Here is a 22,155-nt window from a genome sequence, read left to right as displayed (position 1 = left end):
TACGCGCTTGTCGCTTTAGTTATGCATCTTTTATGCCATGTTTTTATCAGGGGCATCAGCCGATAATACGGGCATAATTTGCACAAAACGCTGACGAAAAGCAGGCTGTCGTCATATTTGACGTGACGAAAGAAAATGCCGCGTGACGGATATCACGCGGCGAGGTCGGAGAACGCTACTTGTTAGCGGGGGCCTGATAACCTCCGCCAAGCGCTTTGATGAGTTGAATATTCTGCATGAGTCGTTGGGTATCTATGACCAGGAGCGACATATCTTCTGCGATCACGGGTAATTTGGCCTCTGTTGCCAGCAGGCGACTGCTCAGGCCTCGCTGGTAAGCCGCGTCTGCTGCTGCTTGCGTGTAATGCGTGGCATCTACGCGTTCCATCTGCATTACCCGTTGTTCATTGAGCGTTTGCAGACGTGTTCCGTTAATCGCGACATCGCGCACTGCATTGAGCACCGACTGGTTGTAGCGCTCTATCATCATATTGCTGGTTGCGCGGGCGCCTTCCAGATTGGCATTCAGACGACCCCCGTCAAACAGCGGTAAACGCAGGCCGGGGATGAAGTTGATCTGCCTGCTGGTGCTTTTGAACAGTTGATCGATATGGATAGCGTCTAAACCGAAGAAGACTTTGATATCAAAGCTCGGATAAAACAGGGCGCGAGCGGCCTCGACCTGGCTCAGCGAAGCCTGCACATACCAGCGCATAGCCTGCAAGTCCGGACGTCTGGCAAGCAGGTCGTAGGAGAGCGTTGCGGGTATTCCTGTATCGACTGTTGGCAGTGCTACCGGTTTGATTTCAGGCAGATCTTTTGCGCCGGCACCGATCAGCGCCCGGAGTGATTCCCGAGTTTCTTTGATTTGTCCTTCAACCGCGACGATTTGCTTGTCCACTGCCAGCAATTGCGCACGTGCGCCATGGTACGGTACTTTTGCTTCCAGCCCGTGAGCGACCTTACTCTGGTGGGCCTTCACGGCATAATCAATCACATCGTGGGTCTGCTGCAACAAATCAAGCATCTGGTAACTGGCTTGCATACTGTAATACAGCTGTGCGACGCCGGTCGTCAGGGAGAGTTCCACTGCTGCGGTTTCGGCAAGCGCGGCATTTTGTGCGCCAATAGCCGCCGCGACAGCAGAACGATGCTCGCCCCACAGGTCGAGATCCAGTCCGGCGACCAGACCAATCGTCGCTTCAGTGTAGTAGGGGCCGTCCATCCCTAATCGTGGCGCATCCAGTGCGTAGGGGCCGAGGAAACCGTTGGCAGACGCTCGCTGGCGGTTAACCATGCCCAGCGCTGCCATCTGGAGCTGAGAACGCCCTTCCAGCAGTTCAGTCTGCGACTGCGCTTTTTCTTCACGCAGCTTCGCTTCGGCGAGGTTATGGGAGCCTGACAGCGTTGCTTCAATAAGCGAGTTTAGCTGTGGGTCATTAAACTGCCGCCACCACTGCGCCTGTGGCCACCCTGAGCTAGCCAGATGAATGTCTTTAGCCAGTGAGATCTGCTCAGGCTGTAATTGCGGATGTGATACAGAATCTTTACGGATCAGTGCACAGCCGGAAAGGACCGTTGCGCCGCTGAGTATGCCGCAGAGGAGTAATCGAGGGAGATATCGGTTCATTATTGGGAGGTTCCTTGCTCCTGCTCGCTTGCTGGTATTAGCGTCGGGTGAGTCCAGTCGGGTAAACAGGTTATCTGCTGTATGATGCAGCGCTCCTGTTTGGGTAACGTGGGTAAAATGTCTTGAGATGGGGACAGGTTTTCAATCGACGGCGGAAGGCTGGATGCTGTCGCCAGGTCGGCTGCGTATTTTTCCAGCGCATCGGCCAGGTGTGTTGCGCTCTCCAGCAATACCGCGTTATCCAGCGTCGGGGCGTCATTTCGGGTGGTATCCCAGGCATAGAGAATGTCACGGCCCAGGTGAATAACGCGCTGACTACGTTGAATAAGTGCCATGCGTTCATCGCCGGGGAGTTGGCGTTCCAGCGCGACCCTCTCGCACATTTCATCACAGGCGTTAAACGCCGCATGGAGACCAATACGCATCTGAAGATAAGTGCGCACGAGAACAGCATCCTGCTGACGTGGGATCCGCAGTAATTTGCTAAGCAGTCCCAGCGAGCTTGCCAGTTTTTGTGGCAGCGCTTTGGCTTCGCTTTCCGGCCAGACAAAGGTGTAGATCACCGCGGAAACAAGAGTGCCGATCAAAATGCCGAAGGCGCGATCGCGGATTTCCACCAGGTCGTAGGTTGGGCCGAAGACGTTTTCAAGCGTTGCCAGCGCGAAGGTGACGACCATTTGAGTTCCGATATAAGAGGAACGTTCTGAGCCAGTGGCAATCCAGGCGCCTATCAGGAAAAATGGTGCCAGCACCAGTAGAAGTTCGACGATATTGTCCAGCCAGGGCATGACAAAAATCGTCATCAACAGGGCCAGAATTGCGCCAAAAAATGCGCCGCCGAAGCGCAGCGCCATCTTCTGGTATGACGAACCGATACTGGGGTTAGCGACAATAATGCAGGTCAGCATGCAGGTGTGAATGCCCTCCCAGTCGGTACCGGAATAAAAGACATAGCAAATCAGACATGCCAGCAGCGTTTTTAACGCGTAACGAACATAGCCTGGGTTGGTGAACGCGTCAGATACCATTGAGGGCGGTTTAGCGACAGGAGTTGGCGGTGTATTAGGGTCCATGTGACCAAGCTGTAGTAGGGTTTGGCACAGGTGAGCGAGGCCGCATTCGCGGGCCGTTGCGGCTTCTGCCTGGCTGAGTTCCCATTCACTTTGCCAGGGCATACCTCGAGTAACCGCATCCTGCAGTGCGGTTATTTCACGGCACAGTTTCTGCTGGAGATCGCGGGTTGCCGGGTTATGTGCCGTGAAATCGTAGCGATTGAGCGTGGTGTACAGATAGGTGGTTGTGGCAACGCAAGCCTGCCACCAGGCACTTTTTTCTCGCCAGTCTGCGTCATCAGCCAGGCAAAAGACGTTCAGCGTTTGTAGCGCCAGCACTTTTTGTTCGATGTATTTTTCCGCAAGCGGTGTTGCAGGCGCCATCAAGTGATTGAGGGCATCGCCCAGCCTGGCGCGCAAGGCTTCGTGCATTTGGTTGACAGGACGGCAGGGAAACCACAAAACGGCGGTCAACGTCATCAGTAGCGTGGGATACAGACCAACGACGATGCACCATAACGTCAGGCGAACGACGACCTCGGGATAGTCGAGCATGCCGGGGAAAGATTGCCCGTATATTGCAACAATCGATACGGCAAAGAAAACCAGCCCCAGACGATGGGTTCGCATCAGGAACATGCAGGCCAGAACGATCAGACTGGCAATGATCAGACGGACCAGAGGGTAGCTATAAGACCATTTGTAGATCAGAAATAAACTACCAATCTCAAATGCTGTGGCGACGACGAAGAGAATCGCCACGAATTTGGTATAAAAAGCATTGGACTGGATACCATAAAAGAGTACGGCAAGCGAAAGCGCCAGGAAGGGGATCTCGTAGGTCATCGAGATCAATACGACCAGCAGGCAACCTGCCCAGAGCTGCATGATTTGTGGGAGTCTGCCGGGACGTTGTTCGCTTAATTCTTCGTGAAAAAACGCCAACAGCCTGACCAGTGGCAGAGGCAAATAATTAAGCGCTTTCATCTCTGTGGCTCAAGGGTAGCAACTGCCGATGCGCCGATGCGGAACATCTCTTCATCCGGTTTATCTACTATGATTTTTACCGGGAATCGTTGGGCAACACGAACCCAGTTGATAGAGCGTGAAACGCGCGGCAAGCCGCCCAGCACTATACCGCCATCGTCAGGCAATACACCGTAACCGATTGAGTCCACTTTACCGACAAACACTTTGCCGCTGTCGCTCATCAGGCGAACATTGGCTGGTGTGCCTGCATGGATATTTTTCAGCTCTGTTTCGCGAAAATTGGCGATTACGTACCAGTGACGGGTGTCAATCAGGGTAAAAATGGGTCGCATGGCAGAAGCAAACTGCCCGACGGAGGTTTTTAATGCCACCACGCGGCCATCGAAGGGTGCGCGCACTGTTGCCATTTCAAGATGCAGTTTGGTCAGGGCGATATCGGCTTCTACGGCGATGCGCTGAGCTACCAGGGCATCAACGCCACTCACCGCGCTGGCAGCCTGCTGCGCCTGTAATAACACCGCATTAAGATCTGCCGCTGAGGCGCGTTGTGCCGTTCTGGCGCGCTCAACATCTTCCGCGGAGACAAAACCCTCCGTCAGTAGCGGTTCGGTACGGCGCAGAGTATCGCTGGCTTGCTTAGCGGCTGCTCGCGCTTTTTCTACCGTAGCCCGTACGGAGTCAGCACCATATTGTTGTGCATCTACGCTGCGCTGGGTCAGCATGATCTGTTTATCCAGAGCGGCGAGCGACGCTTGTGCTTTTGCCAGATTCGCTTCATAGATACGGGGATCGATACGAAACAGCACATCACCTTGCTTGACCTGCTGGTTATCGGAAACGGCCAGTTCGACAATGCGACCACTGACTTCTGGCACGACATCGATGGTGTCGGCTGAGGTGTAGGCGTCATTGGTCGCGGGTGAGCTATCCAGTCTCCAGATGACGAAGACCAAAATAACCAGCGCAAGTACCACCAGCATCAGCGCGGGAAGTTTGTTACGCGGAGTTTTTTTCGACGAGCTTTCCATAGGGGCGTCTCAACATAAGTTAGAAAAATACCAGCCAGAACAGCATGGAGTAGAGGGCAAAAAGGGCGGTATAAATAATCCCGATAAAAGCCAGCCCGCTATATTTATGCAGAATGATTTTTCGGGTTATGAGTGTCAGGATGACACCGCCAATAAGGCAGAACAGCCAGTCGGGGTAGTAAGCACCGATGACCGGAATGGCTGGAGAGAGGTTGCATCCTGTTAATAATGGCAGCGGGAGGAACCAGCTTGTTTTTCGCAGCAGTATCACAATGCCGGATTGGACCGTGTGCATAATAAAATACATCCTGTTTATCTCGAACAATATTCTGAGTGAATGTAAAAATACAAAGCGTCAGCAGTATGGCAATTTTCTAACGAGATAAAATATCTTTGCATGCCCACCGAAAGCATAATTCATTCATTTATTCTATTGTTTTGTGATTGCACATTATTGTGTGAATAAATATGCTTCCAGAGATCGAAAATATCTCTGGAAGCGCCTTGTTATTAATTGGGGGTAACGACATTAACCCACAAATCAAATTGATCCAGCATCGCTATTACTTCATCAAACTTCGCGGCTTTACCAATCACTTTGACTTTCTTCGCGTGTACCAGATCGCTCATTTTCGCCTGGCCTGTAAGCACGTCGTGCAGATCTGTACGGCTGATATAGAATGAGGTGTCGGCATCTGGCAGCAGGGTCTGACGATGATTGAGCACGCTGTTGTTGAGCGTCAGATTCAGGTTCTCGCCTTTGTCCAGGTTGAAGTTCAGGCTGATGTGTTTACCTGATGCTTTCTCACTGTCCAGACGAACGGCCATGTAATCGAGCAGCATTTCTACGCTCATGCCCTTGATGGTGTCCGGTGAATTGGTGGTACCGTGTGTAAATTTACGCACGCCTTCACGTAGTTCTTTCGCACCGGTGAGGTAGAAACCGCGCCAGGTGGCGGATTCGGCTTGATAACCCAGTTGTTCAAACGCATTCGCTTGCAGATTCTTTGCCGTCTGGTTGTCTGGTTCAGCGGAAATCACGTGTTTGAGTAGTTCTGACGTCCAGCGATAATCACCCTTGTCATAGGCTTCCTGAGCCAGCTCAATGGTATGTTTTGCGCCACCCAGCGCTTTGAGGTAGCGTTTACCCATATCAATCTGTCCGTAAGGGTCCAGATTTGCCGGGTTGCCGTCGAAGTAGCCGAGGTAGAAGTTGTAAACCGCACGCGCGTCATGGTTGACCGAACCGTAGTAGCCACGACTGGCCCAGTTATTGGCGAGCGTTGGTGGTAGTTGAATCATGTTGCCAATCTCATTCATCGTATAGCCTTGGTTAGCCATATTCAGAGTTTGATCGTGGATATACTTGATGGTGTCGCGATATTTACCGATATAGTCGTTAATATGCTGATTACCCCAGACGGGCCAGGTATGCGGCATAAACAACACTTCTGCCTGGCTGCCCCACATATCAAGCGTTTCATTCAGATACTCGGTCCACTTACTGGTATCGCGCGTTTTTGCACCGCGTAGCGTATAGAAGTTATGTAGCGTGTGCGTCGTATTTTCTGCCGTACAGAGGGCTTTGAGCGCCGGAATATATAAGTGCATTTCGGAAGGCGCCTCGCTACCTGGCGCCATCAGGAAGTCGAACTCCAGGCCGTCGATGACTTTTTTCTCACCGGTTTTGGTGATTGATTGGGTTGGGGCAATGATGGTCGGCAGACCTGTTGTCAGCGTGACACCCAGACCGTTGCCGATATTACCCTGTGGGTTACGAGGCAGAAGCAAGCCGTAGGAGTACAGAGCACGGCGACTCATAATATTACCCAGCAATACGTTTTCGCTGATGGCTTCTTCCATAAAGCCTGCCGGGGCGATAATCTGCACTTTGCCAGATATCACGTCATTTTCAGAGACAATGCCTTTCACACCGCCATAGTGATCGGTATGACTATGGGTATAAATAACGGCGACAATCGGTTTTTGCGGACGATGTTGATAGTAGAGACCCAGGCTGGCTTTTGCTGCCCCAGCGGTAACTAATGGGTCGATAACGATAATCCCTGTATCACCTTCGATAAAAGTGATATTGGAGATATCCTGACCGCGTACCTGATACATCCGTTCAGTGACTTTAAACAAGCCTGAAATACCGTTGATCTGCGACTGTCGCCATAAGCTGGGGTTTACTGTTTCTGGTGCAGGGGCATTGATATCAAACTTATAATCTTCTGCGCGATAAAAGGGTTTTCCGTCGGCATTTTTAAGAATACCTTGGTTAGGCAGTGGTGCGATAAAACCACGCTGCGCATCGTCAAAATCCTGGCGATCGGCAAAAGGTAATGATGTTAAATAACGCTGATTCTGTTGCTTTGTATATTGTGACGCTGGTTGAGATGATTCACTGGCAAATACAGGATTAACTAATATTCCGGTAGTCGCGACCAATGCAATAAAAATCCTGCTCAGGCGGAACGGCTGAGATTTATTCATATGAATCTCCATTTATCATATGTACTGTGAATTTATTAAAATAGTAAATGTCGCTGCTTTAATTTTGTCATTATCATAAGTTCGAATGGTTTATTTTAAAGAAAGGAAGTGTGATCTGCGTAGTTATTCTTATTAGGTATTTGTGCCCAAAGTGCTGAGCAGAGGAAAACCTATTATGTTTACTGAATAGTGTGACAAGGATTATATTTTTATCAGATAGATCATGTGTGCTCTTTCACTTCTCCTGATATTACTCACAATAAGATGATAACGAAGTGGACGGAGTCGAATGATGAAACCCGTTGTTCTGGTTGTGGATGATGACGTGGCAGTCTGCTCGCTTTTACAGGATGTGCTGAACGAACACGTCTTTGCGGTGACCGCTTGTCACACCGGGCAGGAGGCGTTGCGCTGCATTGAGACTCAGTCGGAGATCGCGCTGGTATTGCTGGATATGATGTTGCCCGACATCAACGGTCTGATGGTGCTGCAGCAGGTGCAAAAGATGAGACCCGGATTACCGGTGGTGATGCTGACCGGGCTTGGTAGCGAGTCGGATGTGGTGGTCGGGCTGGAAATGGGCGCTGACGATTACATCGGTAAACCCTTCAATGCCCGGGTGCTGGTGGCGCGGGTGAAGGCGGTGCTCAGACGCGTCGGTGTGTTAACACCCGAAAGCAGCGGCCCACAAACTACGGGGTTATCCTTTAATGGCTGGCATCTGGACACTGCAGGTTGTCAGTTACGTAATCCTCAGCAATTGAAGGTGGACCTGACGCAGGGGGAATACAGCCTGCTGTTGGCGCTGGCCCAAAATGCCCGCCGGGTGCTGAGCCGGGAACAACTGCTGGAGCTGACGCGCAGCGACAGCGTTGAGGTGTTTGACCGCACTATTGACGTGTTAATCATGCGCTTGCGGCGAAAAATAGAGATTAACCCGCATCAACCGATGTTGATCAAAACCCTGCGCGGGTTGGGTTATGTGTTTGCCGCCGACGTGCAGCATCACGATAAGGCGGCGTGATCGTGTGCAGTTGCTGGATGCGGCGTAAACGCCTTATCCGGCCGACAAAAGCGATAACGACCTCGTAGGCCTGATAAGCGTAGCGCATCAGGCAACAGCCATTCCGGCTTTTAACTCTGCCAGCGTCTTCGCGCCGTCTATCGCATTGGCGCACAGCAAGCTTGCCCGCGCACAGGCGTGTGCCAACCTGACGCTGTCCGTCAGCGACCAGCGCTCATGACAGCCATACAAAAATCCGGCGCAAAACGCATCACCCGCCCCGACGCTGCCAACGATCTCCTCCTGCGCCAGGTACTGCGATGGGATCCAGACGCCCGGCAGATCCGGCGCTTCACCCCAGGCACCTTCCGGACAGTGAATAACCACCCGCTGGCGTACGCCTGCACCCAATAATTCGCGCGCGGCGGTAGCGATATGCGGGATATGCAGCTCGCCGTTGGGCTGGCGGATCTCCAGCCCGCTGAACTCTCCGGCTTCCAGCTCGTTAATCACCAGATAATCGAGATGGCGCAGGGCGGGCATCACTAGCGGCTGGTAGCGCGGGTCGCCCTTGCGTGAGACCAGATCCAGCGATGTTTCAAAGCCGTTGTCGCGCATTTGCGCCAGCAGCCGAGCGCTACGCGTGCCGTACTCTTCATCCGGCATGTCCAGGCTGTCGAGCAGCAGCAGATAGCCAAGATGGAAGATTTTCATCGAGGTATCCAGTTGCTCAAAAGCGGGCAGATCCAGCAGGCGATTTGCGCCGGGCGAATGAAAAAATGTGCGCTGACCGCCCGGGTCGGTCATCACCTGCGACATTGACGTAGGGGCTGATGTTGTGCGCTGAACATGCTGGCGATTAACGTGATACTGTTCCAGCATCGCCATGATGTAATCGCCATCGCTGTCCTTGCCAATTAAGCCCACCGCCTGCAGCGGCAATCCGGTGTGCATTTTTGCCAGTGTAAGCAGCACGTTCAGCGGCGCACCGCCCGTGGCGCGTTCGCTACGGGTGATTTCTGCCAACCAGCCGCGCTCCGGCCACTGCACAATCTGATGTACATGATCGACCAGCATGTTGCCTGCGGCGATAATGCCTTTACGTTCCATCAGATTTGCCCCGCGCTGCCAAAAATACGCATCTGTTCTGAAACGGTATCGGTAATGGCCTCTTCAATGCTGAGCAGCAGTTCGGCGAATTCGTCGTACAAGGGCTGACGATTCGCCATCCGCGTCTCCACTGCTGACAGCGCCGCCTGCGACATGCCCGTATAAAAGTTGATTTTGTGAATGCCAAGCTCGATTGCCCGACGGAAATCGTCGTCGCTGATGCCGGAACCGCCGTGCAGTACCAGCGGGATCGCCGCTTGCTGGCGAATGGCGTCCAGACGCGGGAAGTCGAGCACCGGTTCGCCTTTATATTTGCCGTGGGCATTGCCAATGGCGACCGCCAGCGCATCAATACCGGTTCTGTCGACGAAATCACGCGCCATCATCGGGTCGGTGAATAGCGACTCGTCGGCATGACCGTACAGCGCGCCGCCCTCATCACCGCCCACTGCGCCCAGTTCAGCTTCCACAGACACGCCGACAGCGTGGCACATCTTCACCACTTCGCGGGTTTGACGGATATTTTCTTCATATTCCAGCGTGGATCCATCGAACATCACTGAGCTGAAACCTAAGCGTAACGCTCGCACCACCGACTCAAAGTGCAGGCCGTGGTCAAGATTCAGCACTACCGGAATGTCATGTCTGGCGGCTTCGAACTTGACCGCTTCGACCAGAGAATCCAGCGAGATATATTTAAAATGCACTTCGGCGATATTGATGATAAACGGCGAACGTTCCTGCTTTGCCGCGGCAAACAGCGCACACAGGAAGTGTGAGTCCAGAACGTTAAATGCCCCTAAGGCATAGCGGTGCTCGCGGGCATGGGCAAGCCCATCGGCGAGAGATATCAACGGCATAATGCGCTCCTTGGTTAGCGGAACAGGCGATATTCGTTACACAGCACCAGCAGCGCCGGTTCGTCTTCTTCAATGTCGTTGTAGCGGGAAATCGGTTGCAGAAAATGGTTGTCGTGGTCGTCGTCATTAACAGAAGAGACCTCGCCAACCAGCACGTCGCCAAAACCTTTTTCCGCCCAGAAGCTGTGATACAGGCCCGGCGGCAGGCAGATGCTCTCACCCGGCGTCAGGCGTAGTTGGCTGCCCGCGGCATGGGTTTGTCGGCAGCCATCAATGACCACATTGACGTCGCTGTCCTCCGTTTGTTCTCTGATACCGGCGTTCCACAGTTCGACAATCAGATTGCCGCCGCCGCGATTGATAATGTCTTCGCGTTTGCGCCAGTGAAAATGCATCGGCGTGACCTGCGCATCGCGAACATGCATGATTTTCTCGGCGTAGCATTTCTCGTAAGGCATGCCTTTCGGCGAACCATTACGCAGGGTGAACAGCGTTAATCCTTGCGCGGAAAAATTGTTGCCGCCGAACGCGGTGACATCCCAACCGAGCTTGAGGTCGAACACTTCGCTCCAGGCAGCGGCATCAAGCTTGCGCCATTGGGTCGGCGGGAAACTGGCAAAAGGGGGGAGATGCACGTCGTGCAGAGAGAAAAACTGGCGCGTGTGGCCAAGGATCTCGTTTATTGCGGAGCGTTTCATTGATTCTCCTGTGGCTGATAAGATGACCTTTATGCGGCCCTCTCGCAAAGGGAGAGGGAGAAAATCAAAAGCTTTCCCATGGATCAAATGGGATACCATCCGGTTACCTCTCCCTCACAGCAGAACAGGGAATCGTTATATTTTATTGTGTTTTTTTATGGGGTGGTGTGATTCATTCAATAAAATGATAAATGAAAAGAATATTTTCATAAATGTTATTGTAAATCATTGGGTTAATGCGTTCGTTTTTTTAGTCACATCTCAGTTTTCTGGAACCATTTGGATATGAACGCTGGATTGTTGCCTCGCGGTGAAAAAACGAATGCGGCGTTTTATAAATCTTTTTGTTAAAAAATCAATTTCATTGAATATAAAATCTCGCCAGTTAATCGTTTATTTATATTCCAGGGTTATATTACGTGTTTGACTAATAATAATTAAATCACTTCCAGATTTTTTCAATAAAAAATAACCTTTTTTAGTTATTATTGATATGCTGACTGGACTTTATTTCTTATGTATTACTTTCTTTTGGCAAGGGATGCGATAATGAAAAAAGGTTCAGGGTTCTATAATCTGGAAGGTATAGTTTCAGAGGAGAGTATAAATAAATATTTATTCTCCGTAAGGGGCGAAGGTAAGTTAGGGTGGCTTGATGTTGAAACAATTGAAGGTCATGAAAATTTAAGTAAACCATACAGTTATAAGATTACATTTACATCAAAACTAAAAAACATCCCTCCTGATTCACTTCTAAATATTGAAGGCTCGCTGAAAATCAGAGCACCTAATCATAATTGGAGTAAATATATTCAGGGTTCTGAAATGTGGCTATATGAACGACAAATTGAAGGCGTCATTACGTCATTTTCGCTTATTAGCACATCAGCGGATGAATCACTGTACGAAATCAGGCTGGAGCATAAGCTTGCATTACTCTCTCGACGCAAGCGATCGGCTATTTACCTGAACATAAATGTGCCGAATTTGGTCACGCAGATCCTCAAAGAACATGCTTTTGCCGATTATGAAATCGACTTTGATAATCTTGTTTGTATGTATCCTAACCGGGAAATGATCGTCCAGTGGGATGAGTCAGATTTAGCGTTTATCAGCCGCATCCTGTCAGAAGTTGGGATCTGGTTCAGAATTGAAAATCATCATGCCGTTCTGCACATTATGGTGCTTATCTTCAGCGATTCACAAAGCCGGTATATCTTCGATCAAAAGATTATGCATGCATCTCATGCGGGTCTGACAGCAAATGATTATTCGATCGATAAGCTGGTATCAAAGCACAACGTTGTTTCCGCAGCCGTTAAAGCAAAGAACTTTGACTATCGGCTTGCCAATTCGCTAATACTCAATGTTGATGCCGAGGGAGCTGAACAAACGTCGACGACGTATGGAGTGGATTATCGTTATGCGGATATTCATCACCAGCCGGGATCGAAATTTGCGGAGGAACAACCAGGCGAATCAAGCTGGTTCTACGCCAAACTGCATCACGAAATTATTCTTAATAATCAGTCCGTTTTAAGCGGCGTGACCACCAGTCCATCGATCGTGCCAGGTATGGTGCTTAAAATCGACGGTACCATTCCGCAGGCGTTCACTTCGGGCTTTGTGGTAACGGCAATGCGAGTGACGGGCAGGCGTGATGCAGCCCTGCAATCCCAACTGTTCGGTATTCCCTACAATGAGCGCGTTTGCTTTCGACCGCAGCCGCTACCCAGACCGCGTATCGCGGGTACGGTTCCGGCAATTGTTTCATCTCGAATAGACAATGACCAATATGCCCACATCGATCTGCAGGGGCGCTATTGGGTGAAGTTTGATTTTGACCTCGACCAACATAGGCAAGGCTATGAAAGCATGCCCGTCCGTCTGGCGCGAGTTTATGCCGGCGATACTTATGGTCATCACTTTCCACTCATTCAGGGTGCGGAGGTTGCCATTGCGTTTGAAGGTGGCGATCCGGAAAGACCTTTCATTGCCCATGCTCTGCATCATACGCCAAAGCCGGACCCCGTCACCAGCCGCAATAATACCCGCAACGTCATCCGCACTGCGGGTCTCAATAAGCTACGGATGGAGGATCGGCGAGGGCAGGAACACGTCAAGTTAAGTACCGAATACGCTAAAACCCAGCTGAATATGGGTCATCTTGTTGATGCGGGTGGTAAGCCGCGCGGTGAAGGCGCAGAACTGCGCACCGATGATCGGGCAGTTTTGAGGGCCGCAAAGGGAATATTGCTGACGACAGAGGCGCAGCCAAAAGCCCAGGGTCAGCAGCTCGACATGAACGCAGTTGTTCAACAGCTACAGGCAGCCCTTGTGCTGGCAACTTCTCTTCAGCAAAGCGCCCTGACGGCGCAAGCGTTAAACGTTGAAATGGAGCAACAGCAGCAGCTTAACGCTGCGCTTCAACAGCTCACCCGCTCGGGGCTGGTGGCCTATGCCGATCACGGTATGGCTCTGCTCACACCGGAAACCATGGCGCTGTCGGCAAGCAAAGATCTGTCGCTGAACGCGGCCAACAACGGCAGTTTTAACGTTTTTAAGAAACTCTCCATGGCCGTCGGGCAGGGCTTATCGCTTTTCAGCAGAGCGATCGGGATCAAAATTATCGCCGCAAAAGATGATATTTCCGTCCAGGCACAGCGCGGCGAAATGGGCCTGCTTTCCGATAAGCATTTTCATATTCAAAGTATGAACGGCAATGTGACCATCAGCGCCAAAAAGAATATTCAGTTGCTGTGTGGAGGGGGCGGCATTCGAATAAATGAAGATGGCTCAGTAAAAATATTCTCTCCCGCCAAAGTGCAGTTGAAAGGCACCACGCTTGACTGGAGCGGGCCGGAATCCGTTAAAGATAAATCCCCCGTCTTTCAGGAAGACCAGTTTCACCGCCGCATTAAATTACATGGTTATGGAAATACGGACGATGTTCTGAAAAAGACAAAATTCAGACTGACTAAGGCCTCTGGTGAAATCATTGAAGGTGTTACCGACGATGAAGGCATGACGCCGTTACTGGATATGACGGAAATGGATGAAATGAAAATGGAGATTTTGCCAAATGAGTAACAGTCCCTTTAATCCGCGAGTGGTGGCGACAGGTGTACAAGGCGTGCCTAAATCCACCGGCGGAAAAATGGCCGTCTGCGAAGTGGCGGTTAAAAATCCTATGCCCTGCATTGTGATCCTTGTTCATGGCGTCAACGATGTGGGCGAGGCCTATCAGAATCAGGAGCAGGGTATTATCGCTGGCCTGAATGAACGTATGGGTCGCACGGATATGTATCCGCATGAATGGCAGCAGTACAAAATGGATATGGGCGATGGCGAGCAGCAGAATGTAAAAATGCCCGGACGCAGCCCGGTAATTCCATTTTATTGGGGGTATAAACCCGTCGATCATGCGACATATATAGAAGACCAGCGGCGTTATCGCGAAGAACGGGCTAAATCAGGAGACGCCGCAAAACTGCCTTACAACGCCTATCAGGAAGATGACAACGCAAAGCTGGAAAAGCTGGGGCATATTCCCCAAACCACGTTGAAATATCAGAATGATAATTTCGGTAATGTTCTCGATGATGTGTACGCCAAAGGCGGGGGTACCTTTGCCAATGCAACAACCACTATTCCGGATATGTTAGGGCCGGGCTCCGGCGGCCTGGCGAACGGTGCGGCAGGATTTGCATCACTGTATATGAATGCCGGGGATTTTACGCACCCTATTTATGATAATCCGCACCGTATTTATCAGTTTTTTGCCGCGCAGCGGCTGGCTGATTTAATCCTGATGATTCGAAGTGAACCGGCAACACAATTCGATCCCATTAATATCATTGCGCACTCCCAGGGAACGATAATCACCATGCTGGCCAATATGCTGGTAAAAGCAGCAGGTGCCGATCCCGCCGATTGTGTGATCCTCAACCATTCTCCCTACGCCCTGGAAAAAACGGCTGCTGAAGGGATGACGCCCGGACATCATCAAACGGATCGCGCCCGACAGCAGACGTTTAAAAATTTCTGTCAGTTGATGGCGACAAACGCCAGATACGGCAAGGGGGAATATCACACGCAGGCCGAGATTGATGAATTAGAAGGCGCGCTGTGCCTGAGTAAAACCAATTCACAGTGGCGGCAGAATAAACTCTATACGCGTAATAACTTTGGCAAGGTATATAACTATTTTTGCCCCAATGACAGTGTGGTTTCATTACTTAACGTCCAGGGTTTGGGCTGGCGGGGAGTCCCCCATAACATTGCCAGCGGAATAGACAATCTGCGCCAGCGGGTTTTCTGTGAAAATGGTCCGGAAATAGGCGGCAGCCCGCTGAGCGTCCCTTTTGAAATGCCGGCGTTAGAAAAGGATTGTTTTGATCAGGATACGGGCGCGACCAGACAATATACGTTTGCGGATGTGGTTGTTAACGGCGAGCAGCTCCCCGTTACCTTCAGGCATCAGTTACAGGGCGCGGGAAGTCAGTATAAATATTCGATAACACCGGGTTCACCCGATCAGGACATCTCATTTTCGGCAAAAGCCACTGTTATTGCGCGCACTGAGACAGATTTCAAAAATCTCAGCGGCGCAGGTTTCGATTATTTACAGCCGGGTCAGGAATTAACGCCCGCTGAACTCGCGATGTTCGCCAAAAAATATGCTAAGCCTTATACCAAAGGCGTTGTCTTGGGCGGGGGATACAATAAGACCGTGCAGCTTATTTATGAGAAAACGCCGGATGAGCTGCAAAAAGAATGGCTGCAATCAGAACAGGTTGGTTACAGCCAGCATTCCTCTATTGTTATGTCGAAAGATGCCCCCGCGAAAGCGATGGCCTTCGATCTGGCGGTGGGGATATGCAGGGCATTTGATCAAGAAAATGGTGAGTTCTGGGTAAAACTACTGCGCCGTGGGGACTGGCGTATGAAGCTTAATGGTTTTCAGGATGCAGTTAATTATTATAGCAGTGGTGTTTTAAGTGATTTAGATACAAAACCCTATATGAATAGACCCAATGACATCTTGCCAAAGGGGGAGTTTGGTGTGGTTAACGAGTTCTGTCATTCAACAACGGTTAAACCTGCCAGACATAATGAAATATACAATACCGAGACTCCCAATCTGCAATGGGATATGCCAGAGCCACTTAACGTTTAAGGATAAATTATGAAAAAAGGAAGTGCGTTAAAAATAATAATCGGAGCATTCTCGCTATGCGCTATCGCTGCCTGTACAAAAAAAGCGCCGTCACAGATAATTTATCGCTACGATGATAACCGGTATCTGGAGCTAAAGGGCCTCTATTGTGAGGGGGCGCTCTGGTATCATGATATTAAAGAAAATATCCATAAAGAGTTGATTGATGGCAGATTTGCTTCCTTCAGGATTTTCTCCGGAACCTATATTCACCCTTCCGATAAATATATACTCATCCCAAACTGGGAGCCAACGGCTTATCTGATATCTAAAGACTACGGGCAAACGTGGCAGGTAGCAAAGTATATGTCTCCCTTCCAGGGGCAGGAGATAAATTCAGATGGGAATATGGTCGACAGACCGGAAGGAAAAGAAATAAAAAGAGTGGTGGTGGTCAATAACCAGGCGTTTATTACCACGGCGCAGAATCATTTATATATGAGTTCATACCCATTTGACGACCCGCGTTTAAAGCCGGGTGGTCCGGGTATAGATTATCAATACTTCGATGATACGTATTATCTCTACAGGCCTGGCAAACATAAATCCAGTGGTGAGTATGTGAATGCCCATATGAGGCCTGAATCTCCTGGGCGCGCCTGGGGAACGGTGGTGTTTATGAAAGCATCCTTAGCCCATTTAACGGAGGGCTATAAGGCCAACTATCAAAACCTGCCGGACAAAGAACCAGAAGTGGTGGGCTATAAGGGCTGGACCCGGATGTACTGCGATATGGATGCAGGGAAATAATATGAAAGGTGTAATCAGACTAAATGACCCGCTGGAAAACGGTGGGTATGTGAACAAAGCTTCTGGTAGCAAGTTTATGGGAATTCCCGTCGCTTTAATGGGGGATACTGTTGTTTGTATTGCGCATAAAGGGACCTTTCCCATACTTGATTTTGAACCAACCTGGACAATGGACGGTAGAGGTGTTGTTGTGGATGGGTGTAGGGCTGCATGCGGTTGTGCAATAAAAACCACACTGCCAACAGCGGGGACAAGCAAATGAATAAATGGAAGAGACCAAACAAGAATCCGTATCAGGATGTAGGAAAATTTCCGCTGATTACTATGCTGGTCATTAGCTTTGGTATATTTTTAGTTTTTACAACATACAGTATATTAAATTGGCAGCAGGGAGAAAAAGTTACTGGTGAATTGATATCGATTACATTATCAACCCCGTTGATACTAGTATTAGTGATCTGGTGCGCTGTAGGGATGGCTTACTGTTTTATAGCTTATCCATTTTGTTATGCGGATTTCCTTGAAAAATATGGTATGAATCGATGGCAAAATTGGGCCAGACAGGCGTTACCTCTTTTAGATTACTCATCAATTCTTCCAGTATCAGAGCTGGCGCTAAAGATGCAAAAACTAGAGGGTGAGGCACCTACAGGCGCCGCAACGCCGTTAAGAATTGCTATTGAAGTTGATTCTATGGATGACATCAGAGTTGATAAAGTACTAAGGCAGTTGATCGAGCCACTCAAAAACTCTCTTGTTAGACAATATTCTCCCTTTAAGACCTGGCTATATGTTAAGGGAGCAGATGACTCTATAGGTAATAGTTTCAAAACGGTGCTTGAAAGCTTGAGCGTCCCCAAAGATAAAATTGGGGAAATAAAAATCCTCCATGAATGCCCTGATTATTATTTAATCAACGACTGGATTGGTTTTAATATGTTTGAAAATAATCTAATTGTTACAGTTGAATTGCACAGCGAAAATGACTCTGATTTTTTTGAAAGTGCAAACGCATTTGTTTTCACCGATGACAGGTTCCTTGAAAGTAAAGATACACCATTATATTTATTACGCATGATGGACAGTACACCGTATTATCTCGATGAAATAGTGAATACATATCTCTCCGCTCAGCAAGTGGTAATTGATAAAATTAAAAGGTTATGGTTCAACTCGCTGGATAAACAGTCAAAATTCGTAATATCTGGTGCAATAGAAAATGCAAAAACGGGCATTCTCCCTGATAGCATATATGATCTGGAAACCGTCACCGGGAAAGGCTCTGAGGTTCAGCGCTGGGTCGTATTAGCGTTGGCTGCGGATGCTGCAAAATACGGGCAAGGACACCAATTATTCGCCAGTAAATCTGCAGATACTATTCAATCCGGGATAATCGCGGCTAAATATCCAGGGTGTAAACCTGCTCCTGACATAGCAGACTTCTCGAATTATTGGAAAATTATATCCGCATGCTCAATTATTTTATGGTGTACTGGGTATCTCTGTTTAGTGTCAGAGGAAACCTTCAACATTCATCCCTGGTATTCTATTGTTCCTTTTGTGGTTGGTATATTGGTTATTTTTATAGCGGTATTGTTTTTTTCTATATTCGTGAGTGATAAAATTGAGCAGGAAATGGGTATTTACTATGTTCCATTTTTATGAGGAAAGCGCCCTGACGGGCGCTTATTCTTCAATTTCTTATACTGTCTTTACCGTGGGGAGAGGTATCAGGCGGCCCAGCACTTATTTCACCGTCCAACCCTTATAACTGCCGACGTTGTTTTTATCGATCATCGTCACTGGGATCAGCACGGGTTCTTTCGGGGCGGGTTTCCCCTGTAATATGTCATAACCGATTTCGACCGCTTTGGCAGCCATCACCTGCGGATCTTGTGCTGGCGTCGCCACAAATAGTGAGTTTTCGCGCTTCAGGGCTTCTTCGCCGTCCGGGCTGCCGTCTACGCCGACAATAAAGAATTCGCTACGTTGCGCCTGCTTTGCCGCCAGATCGGCACCGATCGCCGTGGGATCGTTAATGGCGAATACGCCGTCGATCTTCGGATTCGCCGCCAGCAACGCGGTCATGATCTCCAGCCCGCCTTCGCGACTGCCTTTGGCATTTTGGTTATATGACAGCACCTTGATGTCAGGGTGGCGTTTAAACTCGGTCTGGCAGCCTTCCACACGGTTCTGGACGGCAGATACCGGTGGCCCGTTGATGATGACGACGTTGCCTTTGCCTTTCAGACGGTCGGTAATGTATTTACAGGCCATTTCGCCTGCCTGAGTGTTATCGGAAGTAATGGTCGCGTCTGCGCCTTCCGCCGCTACGTCAACGGCAACCACCACGATCCCGGCGTCTTTCGCGCGTTTAACCGCCGGGCCGATGCCTTTGGAGTCGGCGGCGTTAAGGATAATCATGTCGACTTTGGCGGCAATAAAGTTGTCGATTTGCGACACCTGTTGCCCCAGATCGTAGCCGCTGGAAACCAGCGTTACTTTAACGCTATCACCTGCCAGTTTGCGTGCTTCCAGCTCCGCGCCTTTGGTGATCTGCACGAAGAACGGGTTGGCCAGATCGCCCACCGTAACGCCGATGGATTTCAGTTCTTTTGCCTGCACAAATGGAGCTGCAGCAAGCAGGGCGCCAGCACAGAGCGCGGTCACTAATGGCTTCAAACGCATACTCGTTTCCTCACGTAGGGTATTGTTGTTATACGCCTGATGGCGCTGCGCTTATCAGGCCTACGAATGAGTAGGCCAGTAAGCTTGTCTATGCACTTTGATGGTGTCGGGTACGGTATTTGTCGATCAGCACCGCTATGATGATCACCGCCCCTTTGATCACCAATTGCCAGAAATAGGAGACGCCCATCAGCGTCATGCCGTTATTGAGCGTGGCAATGATCAACGCCCCCACCAGCGTGCCGGTGATGGTGCCGATCCCGCCAACAAAGCTGGTGCCGCCGAGGATCACCGCCGCGATGGCGTCCAGTTCGTAACCCATACCTAAGTTGCCATTGGCGCTGTACAGTCGCGAGGCGCTCATCACCCCGCCAAGACCTGAGAGCAAACCGCTCATGCCGTAGACGAACAGCAGCACCAGCCACACTTTGATCCCGGTTAAGCGCGCGGCCTGCATATTGCCGCCAACCGCATAGATATGAACGCCGAGCGTTGTGCGCCTAAGAATGAACCAGCACACCACCACCACCGCCAGCGCAATGACCACCAGCCACGGAACCGGACCGAGATAGTTGTTACCGATCCACTCAAAGCTGATGTTGGAGTTAATCACCGTCGTGCCATCCGCCAGCAGATAGGCAGCGCCGCGCAGTGCCGTATAGGTTCCAAGCGTGACGATAAACGGCGGCAGGCCGGCAAAAGCGACCAGCGCGCCGTTAAACAACCCCAGCACCATGCCGAGCAACAGTGCAGCAGGGACTGACAGCATGGCAAATTCCGGGATCAGCGAAACCACCATCGCTGCCACTGCAGTGGTGCCGAGAATGGAGCCAACCGAAAGGTCGATGCCGCCGGTTAAAATAATGAAGGTCATGCCAGCGGCCAGCACGATGTTGATCGACGCCTGACGGGTAATATTCAGCAGATTGCTTTCGGTAAAAAAGTTAGGCGCGATAAAGCCAAATACCGCCACAATCAGGATGAGAATCGGCAAGATACCGACCGTTTGCATCAGATCGCTCATCAGCATTTTTTTCGCGGAGGCGGATTTCGCCACCTGCTGGGGAGTGGTTGGATTATTCATGGGACACCGCCTGATGATGGGAGTCGTTCACGCCGGTTGCCAGCGTCATAATATTTTCCTGGGTAATACTTTGCCCGTTCAGCTCGCCGGCAATGCTGCCTTCGCGCATGACGTACACGCGATCGCTCATCCCGACCACTTCCGGTAGTTCGCTGGAGATCATCAGGATCGCCACGCCTTTGCGCGCCATCTCGTTCATGATCCGGTAGATCTCGCTTTTGGCACCGACGTCCACGCCGCGCGTCGGTTCATCGAGGATCAAAATGCGTGGGCCGATCGCCACCCAGCGCGAAATCAGCAGCTTTTGCTGGTTGCCGCCGGACAAGCCGCCTGCGCGGACCTGCGCATGCGGGACGCGAATATTGAGCAATTTGATGGCGTCATCGGAAATCGCCTGCGCCTTTTTGCGATCGAGCATGCCCCAGGTGGCGTCACGTTCCAGCGTCGCCATGGTGATGTTCTCTGCCGCTGCCAGCTCTAAAAATAATCCCTGTTCTTTGCGGTTCTCCGTCAGAAAACCAATGCCGTGGTCAATCGCCTCGCGTGGGGAGTGGATCACCACCGGTTCACCGTCCACTTCAATCATGCCGCCGATGGCTTTGCGCACGCCAAAAATCAGCTGCGCCAGTTCAGAACGCCCGGCACCGACTAAGCCGGCCAGGCCGACGATCTCCCCGGAGCGTACCAGTAAGCTGCACGGCTGGACTTTATGGCCGTCGGTCAGGTGGTGGACGTTAAGGCGCGCTTTACCCAAAGGAATGTCGCGCTCTTTGTTGAACAGATCGCTCAACGGACGGCCCACCATCATGCGCACCAGCTCCGAGGCGTTGAGCTTGTCGCGGGTCAGGCTGCCAACATATTGCCCGTCGCGCAGGACGCTGACGCGGTCCGAGAGTTCGTACACTTCCGCCATGCGGTGGCTGATGTAGATAATCGCCATCCCCTCATCGCGCAGGCGCATGATCAGTTCAAACAGGCGGTGGGTTTCACGGGAGGAGAGGGCGGCGGTGGGTTCATCCATCACCAGAATACGGCTGTTACGGTGCAGGGCGCGGGCAATTTCAACCTGCTGCTGTTCGGCGATGGTCAACGTCATCACACGGTCGCTGGCCTTAAACTGGGCACCGAGTCGGTCGATGACTTTCTGCGACTGCATGACCATCTCTTTACGCTGGACCAGACCGCCGCGCGACAGCTCGCTGCCAAGAAAGATATTTTCCGCCACCGTCAGGTTCGGCGCGAGCTGCATCTCCTGGTAAATCAGCGTGATGCCTGCGCTGAGCGCATCTTTTGGCCCACGAATGTGGAACGGCTGACCGTCAATCAGGATTTCACCGCTGGTGGCGGTATAGGCGCCCGCGAGGATCTTCATCAGGGTGCTTTTCCCCGCGCCGTTCTCACCCATCAGGGCATGAATCTCGCCCGGCCAGACCGTTAAATCGACCCCTTTCAGCGCATAAAATTTGCCAAACGCTTTGGCAATGTTGCGCATCTCCAGAACCGGTGTCCTGCTCATGGCGGATCTCCTGTGGGGTGGCCGATATCAGC

The 22,155-nt window shown here is 50.9% G+C and carries 17 protein-coding genes; 6 read left to right on the top strand and 11 right to left on the bottom strand.

What is annotated here, in order from left to right; all coding sequences use genetic code 11:
- Nucleotides 1-175 precede the first annotated feature (175 nt).
- The 5 genes from HV041_RS18460 to HV041_RS18440 form a co-directional block, all read right to left on the bottom strand.
- Entirely contained in the window at nucleotides 176-1,633 is a 1,458-nt protein-coding gene (locus HV041_RS18460; protein ID WP_121585334.1) for an MdtP family multidrug efflux transporter outer membrane subunit, read from the bottom strand.
- Nucleotides 1,630-3,669, bottom strand: a complete 2,040-nt coding sequence (gene mdtO / locus HV041_RS18455; RefSeq protein ID WP_121585335.1) for a multidrug efflux transporter permease subunit MdtO — start codon at nucleotides 3,667-3,669, stop codon at nucleotides 1,630-1,632. Before mdtO ends, HV041_RS18460 begins: the two co-directional genes overlap by 4 nt.
- Nucleotides 3,666-4,700, bottom strand: coding sequence for a multidrug transporter subunit MdtN (mdtN, locus tag HV041_RS18450; protein ID WP_121585336.1), 1,035 nt, complete (start codon nucleotides 4,698-4,700; stop codon nucleotides 3,666-3,668). Before mdtN ends, mdtO begins: the two co-directional genes overlap by 4 nt.
- A 19-nt stretch (nucleotides 4,701-4,719) precedes the next feature.
- Entirely contained in the window at nucleotides 4,720-4,995 is a 276-nt protein-coding gene (locus HV041_RS18445) for a YtcA family lipoprotein (protein WP_121585337.1), read from the bottom strand.
- 215 nt (nucleotides 4,996-5,210) lie between these two features.
- On the bottom strand, nucleotides 5,211-7,196 hold the full coding sequence (locus HV041_RS18440; protein ID WP_121585338.1) for an alkyl sulfatase dimerization domain-containing protein: 1,986 nt from the start codon (nucleotides 7,194-7,196) through the stop codon (nucleotides 5,211-5,213).
- Nucleotides 7,197-7,488: 292 nt separating this feature from the next.
- Between HV041_RS18440 and HV041_RS18435 the strand changes: the two genes are divergently transcribed.
- A complete protein-coding gene (locus tag HV041_RS18435) occupies nucleotides 7,489-8,220 on the top strand; it encodes a response regulator transcription factor (protein WP_121585339.1) in 732 nt (243 codons plus the stop codon).
- A gap of 87 nt (nucleotides 8,221-8,307) precedes the next feature.
- On the opposite strand, the gene HV041_RS18430 is transcribed toward HV041_RS18435, so the two are convergent.
- The 3 genes from HV041_RS18430 to HV041_RS18420 are packed head-to-tail and all read right to left on the bottom strand — an operon-like array spanning nucleotide 8,308 to nucleotide 10,867.
- A complete protein-coding gene (locus tag HV041_RS18430; protein WP_121585340.1) occupies nucleotides 8,308-9,312 on the bottom strand; it encodes a carbohydrate kinase family protein in 1,005 nt (334 codons plus the stop codon).
- Nucleotides 9,309-10,169: a ketose 1,6-bisphosphate aldolase gene (locus HV041_RS18425; protein WP_182294254.1), complete on the bottom strand. Its 861-nt coding sequence runs from the start codon at nucleotides 10,167-10,169 to the stop codon at nucleotides 9,309-9,311. The genes HV041_RS18430 and HV041_RS18425 overlap by 4 nt, the downstream gene beginning before the upstream one ends.
- Nucleotides 10,170-10,183: 14 nt before the next feature.
- A complete protein-coding gene (locus HV041_RS18420) occupies nucleotides 10,184-10,867 on the bottom strand; it encodes a D-lyxose/D-mannose family sugar isomerase (RefSeq protein WP_101742848.1) in 684 nt (227 codons plus the stop codon).
- A gap of 549 nt (nucleotides 10,868-11,416) precedes the next feature.
- Here HV041_RS18420 and vgrG point away from each other — a divergent pair.
- Genes vgrG through HV041_RS18395 form a run of 5 tightly spaced genes read left to right on the top strand, consistent with a single transcriptional unit; the run spans nucleotide 11,417 to nucleotide 18,500 of the window.
- Nucleotides 11,417-13,957, top strand: coding sequence for a type VI secretion system Vgr family protein (vgrG, locus tag HV041_RS18415; RefSeq protein WP_121585341.1), 2,541 nt, complete (start codon nucleotides 11,417-11,419; stop codon nucleotides 13,955-13,957).
- A complete protein-coding gene (locus tag HV041_RS18410; RefSeq protein WP_121585342.1) occupies nucleotides 13,950-16,046 on the top strand; it encodes an alpha/beta hydrolase in 2,097 nt (698 codons plus the stop codon). The genes vgrG and HV041_RS18410 overlap by 8 nt, the downstream gene beginning before the upstream one ends.
- A gap of 9 nt (nucleotides 16,047-16,055) precedes the next feature.
- Nucleotides 16,056-16,835: a hypothetical protein gene (locus tag HV041_RS18405; RefSeq protein WP_121585343.1), complete on the top strand. Its 780-nt coding sequence runs from the start codon at nucleotides 16,056-16,058 to the stop codon at nucleotides 16,833-16,835.
- A 1-nt stretch (nucleotide 16,836) separates the two neighbouring features.
- Nucleotides 16,837-17,097, top strand: coding sequence for a PAAR domain-containing protein (locus tag HV041_RS18400; RefSeq protein WP_048213898.1), 261 nt, complete (start codon nucleotides 16,837-16,839; stop codon nucleotides 17,095-17,097).
- Nucleotides 17,094-18,500 carry a hypothetical protein gene (locus tag HV041_RS18395; protein WP_121585344.1) on the top strand — a complete coding sequence of 469 codons (1,407 nt, stop codon included), beginning with the start codon at nucleotides 17,094-17,096 and terminating at the stop codon, nucleotides 18,498-18,500. The genes HV041_RS18400 and HV041_RS18395 overlap by 4 nt, the downstream gene beginning before the upstream one ends.
- Before the next feature lie 81 nt (nucleotides 18,501-18,581).
- Here the strand turns inward: HV041_RS18395 and HV041_RS18390 are convergent, their stop codons facing one another.
- The 3 genes from HV041_RS18390 to HV041_RS18380 all read right to left on the bottom strand — a co-directional run bounded on the left by HV041_RS18390 (nucleotide 18,582) and on the right by HV041_RS18380 (nucleotide 22,123).
- A complete protein-coding gene (locus HV041_RS18390) occupies nucleotides 18,582-19,523 on the bottom strand; it encodes an ABC transporter substrate-binding protein (protein ID WP_003031801.1) in 942 nt (313 codons plus the stop codon).
- A gap of 88 nt (nucleotides 19,524-19,611) precedes the next feature.
- Nucleotides 19,612-20,607, bottom strand: coding sequence for a ribose ABC transporter permease (locus HV041_RS18385; protein WP_003031803.1), 996 nt, complete (start codon nucleotides 20,605-20,607; stop codon nucleotides 19,612-19,614).
- Nucleotides 20,600-22,123 carry a sugar ABC transporter ATP-binding protein gene (locus HV041_RS18380; protein ID WP_121585345.1) on the bottom strand — a complete coding sequence of 508 codons (1,524 nt, stop codon included), beginning with the start codon at nucleotides 22,121-22,123 and terminating at the stop codon, nucleotides 20,600-20,602. Before HV041_RS18380 ends, HV041_RS18385 begins: the two co-directional genes overlap by 8 nt.
- Nucleotides 22,124-22,155: the final 32 nt, after the last annotated feature.

It is taken from the genome of Citrobacter sp. RHBSTW-00029, from assembly GCF_014104295.1.
GTDB classification, from domain to species: Bacteria; Pseudomonadota; Gammaproteobacteria; order Enterobacterales; family Enterobacteriaceae; genus Citrobacter; species Citrobacter youngae.
The sequence above is the reverse complement of the archived record's forward strand: the minus strand, read 5'-3'. Positions and strand labels throughout refer to the sequence as shown.

What these genes read in the sequence shown, in the direction of transcription:
- mdtO (WP_121585335.1), bottom strand. Translation starts at nt 3,669, where the DNA reads ATGAAAGCGCTTAATTATTTGCCTCTGCCACTGGTCAGGCTGTTGGCG.
- mdtN (WP_121585336.1), bottom strand. Translation starts at nt 4,700, where the DNA reads ATGGAAAGCTCGTCGAAAAAAACTCCGCGTAACAAACTTCCCGCGCTG.
- HV041_RS18445 (WP_121585337.1), bottom strand. Translation starts at nt 4,995, where the DNA reads ATGCACACGGTCCAATCCGGCATTGTGATACTGCTGCGAAAAACAAGC.
- HV041_RS18440 (WP_121585338.1), bottom strand. Translation starts at nt 7,196, where the DNA reads ATGAATAAATCTCAGCCGTTCCGCCTGAGCAGGATTTTTATTGCATTG.
- HV041_RS18435 (WP_121585339.1), top strand. Translation starts at nt 7,489, where the DNA reads ATGAAACCCGTTGTTCTGGTTGTGGATGATGACGTGGCAGTCTGCTCG.
- HV041_RS18425 (WP_182294254.1), bottom strand. Translation starts at nt 10,169, where the DNA reads ATGCCGTTGATATCTCTCGCCGATGGGCTTGCCCATGCCCGCGAGCAC.
- HV041_RS18420 (WP_101742848.1), bottom strand. Translation starts at nt 10,867, where the DNA reads ATGAAACGCTCCGCAATAAACGAGATCCTTGGCCACACGCGCCAGTTT.
- vgrG (WP_121585341.1), top strand. Translation starts at nt 11,417, where the DNA reads ATGAAAAAAGGTTCAGGGTTCTATAATCTGGAAGGTATAGTTTCAGAG.
- HV041_RS18410 (WP_121585342.1), top strand. Translation starts at nt 13,950, where the DNA reads ATGAGTAACAGTCCCTTTAATCCGCGAGTGGTGGCGACAGGTGTACAA.
- HV041_RS18405 (WP_121585343.1), top strand. Translation starts at nt 16,056, where the DNA reads ATGAAAAAAGGAAGTGCGTTAAAAATAATAATCGGAGCATTCTCGCTA.
- HV041_RS18400 (WP_048213898.1), top strand. Translation starts at nt 16,837, where the DNA reads ATGAAAGGTGTAATCAGACTAAATGACCCGCTGGAAAACGGTGGGTAT.
- HV041_RS18395 (WP_121585344.1), top strand. Translation starts at nt 17,094, where the DNA reads ATGAATAAATGGAAGAGACCAAACAAGAATCCGTATCAGGATGTAGGA.
- HV041_RS18390 (WP_003031801.1), bottom strand. Translation starts at nt 19,523, where the DNA reads ATGCGTTTGAAGCCATTAGTGACCGCGCTCTGTGCTGGCGCCCTGCTT.
- HV041_RS18385 (WP_003031803.1), bottom strand. Translation starts at nt 20,607, where the DNA reads ATGAATAATCCAACCACTCCCCAGCAGGTGGCGAAATCCGCCTCCGCG.
- HV041_RS18380 (WP_121585345.1), bottom strand. Translation starts at nt 22,123, where the DNA reads ATGAGCAGGACACCGGTTCTGGAGATGCGCAACATTGCCAAAGCGTTT.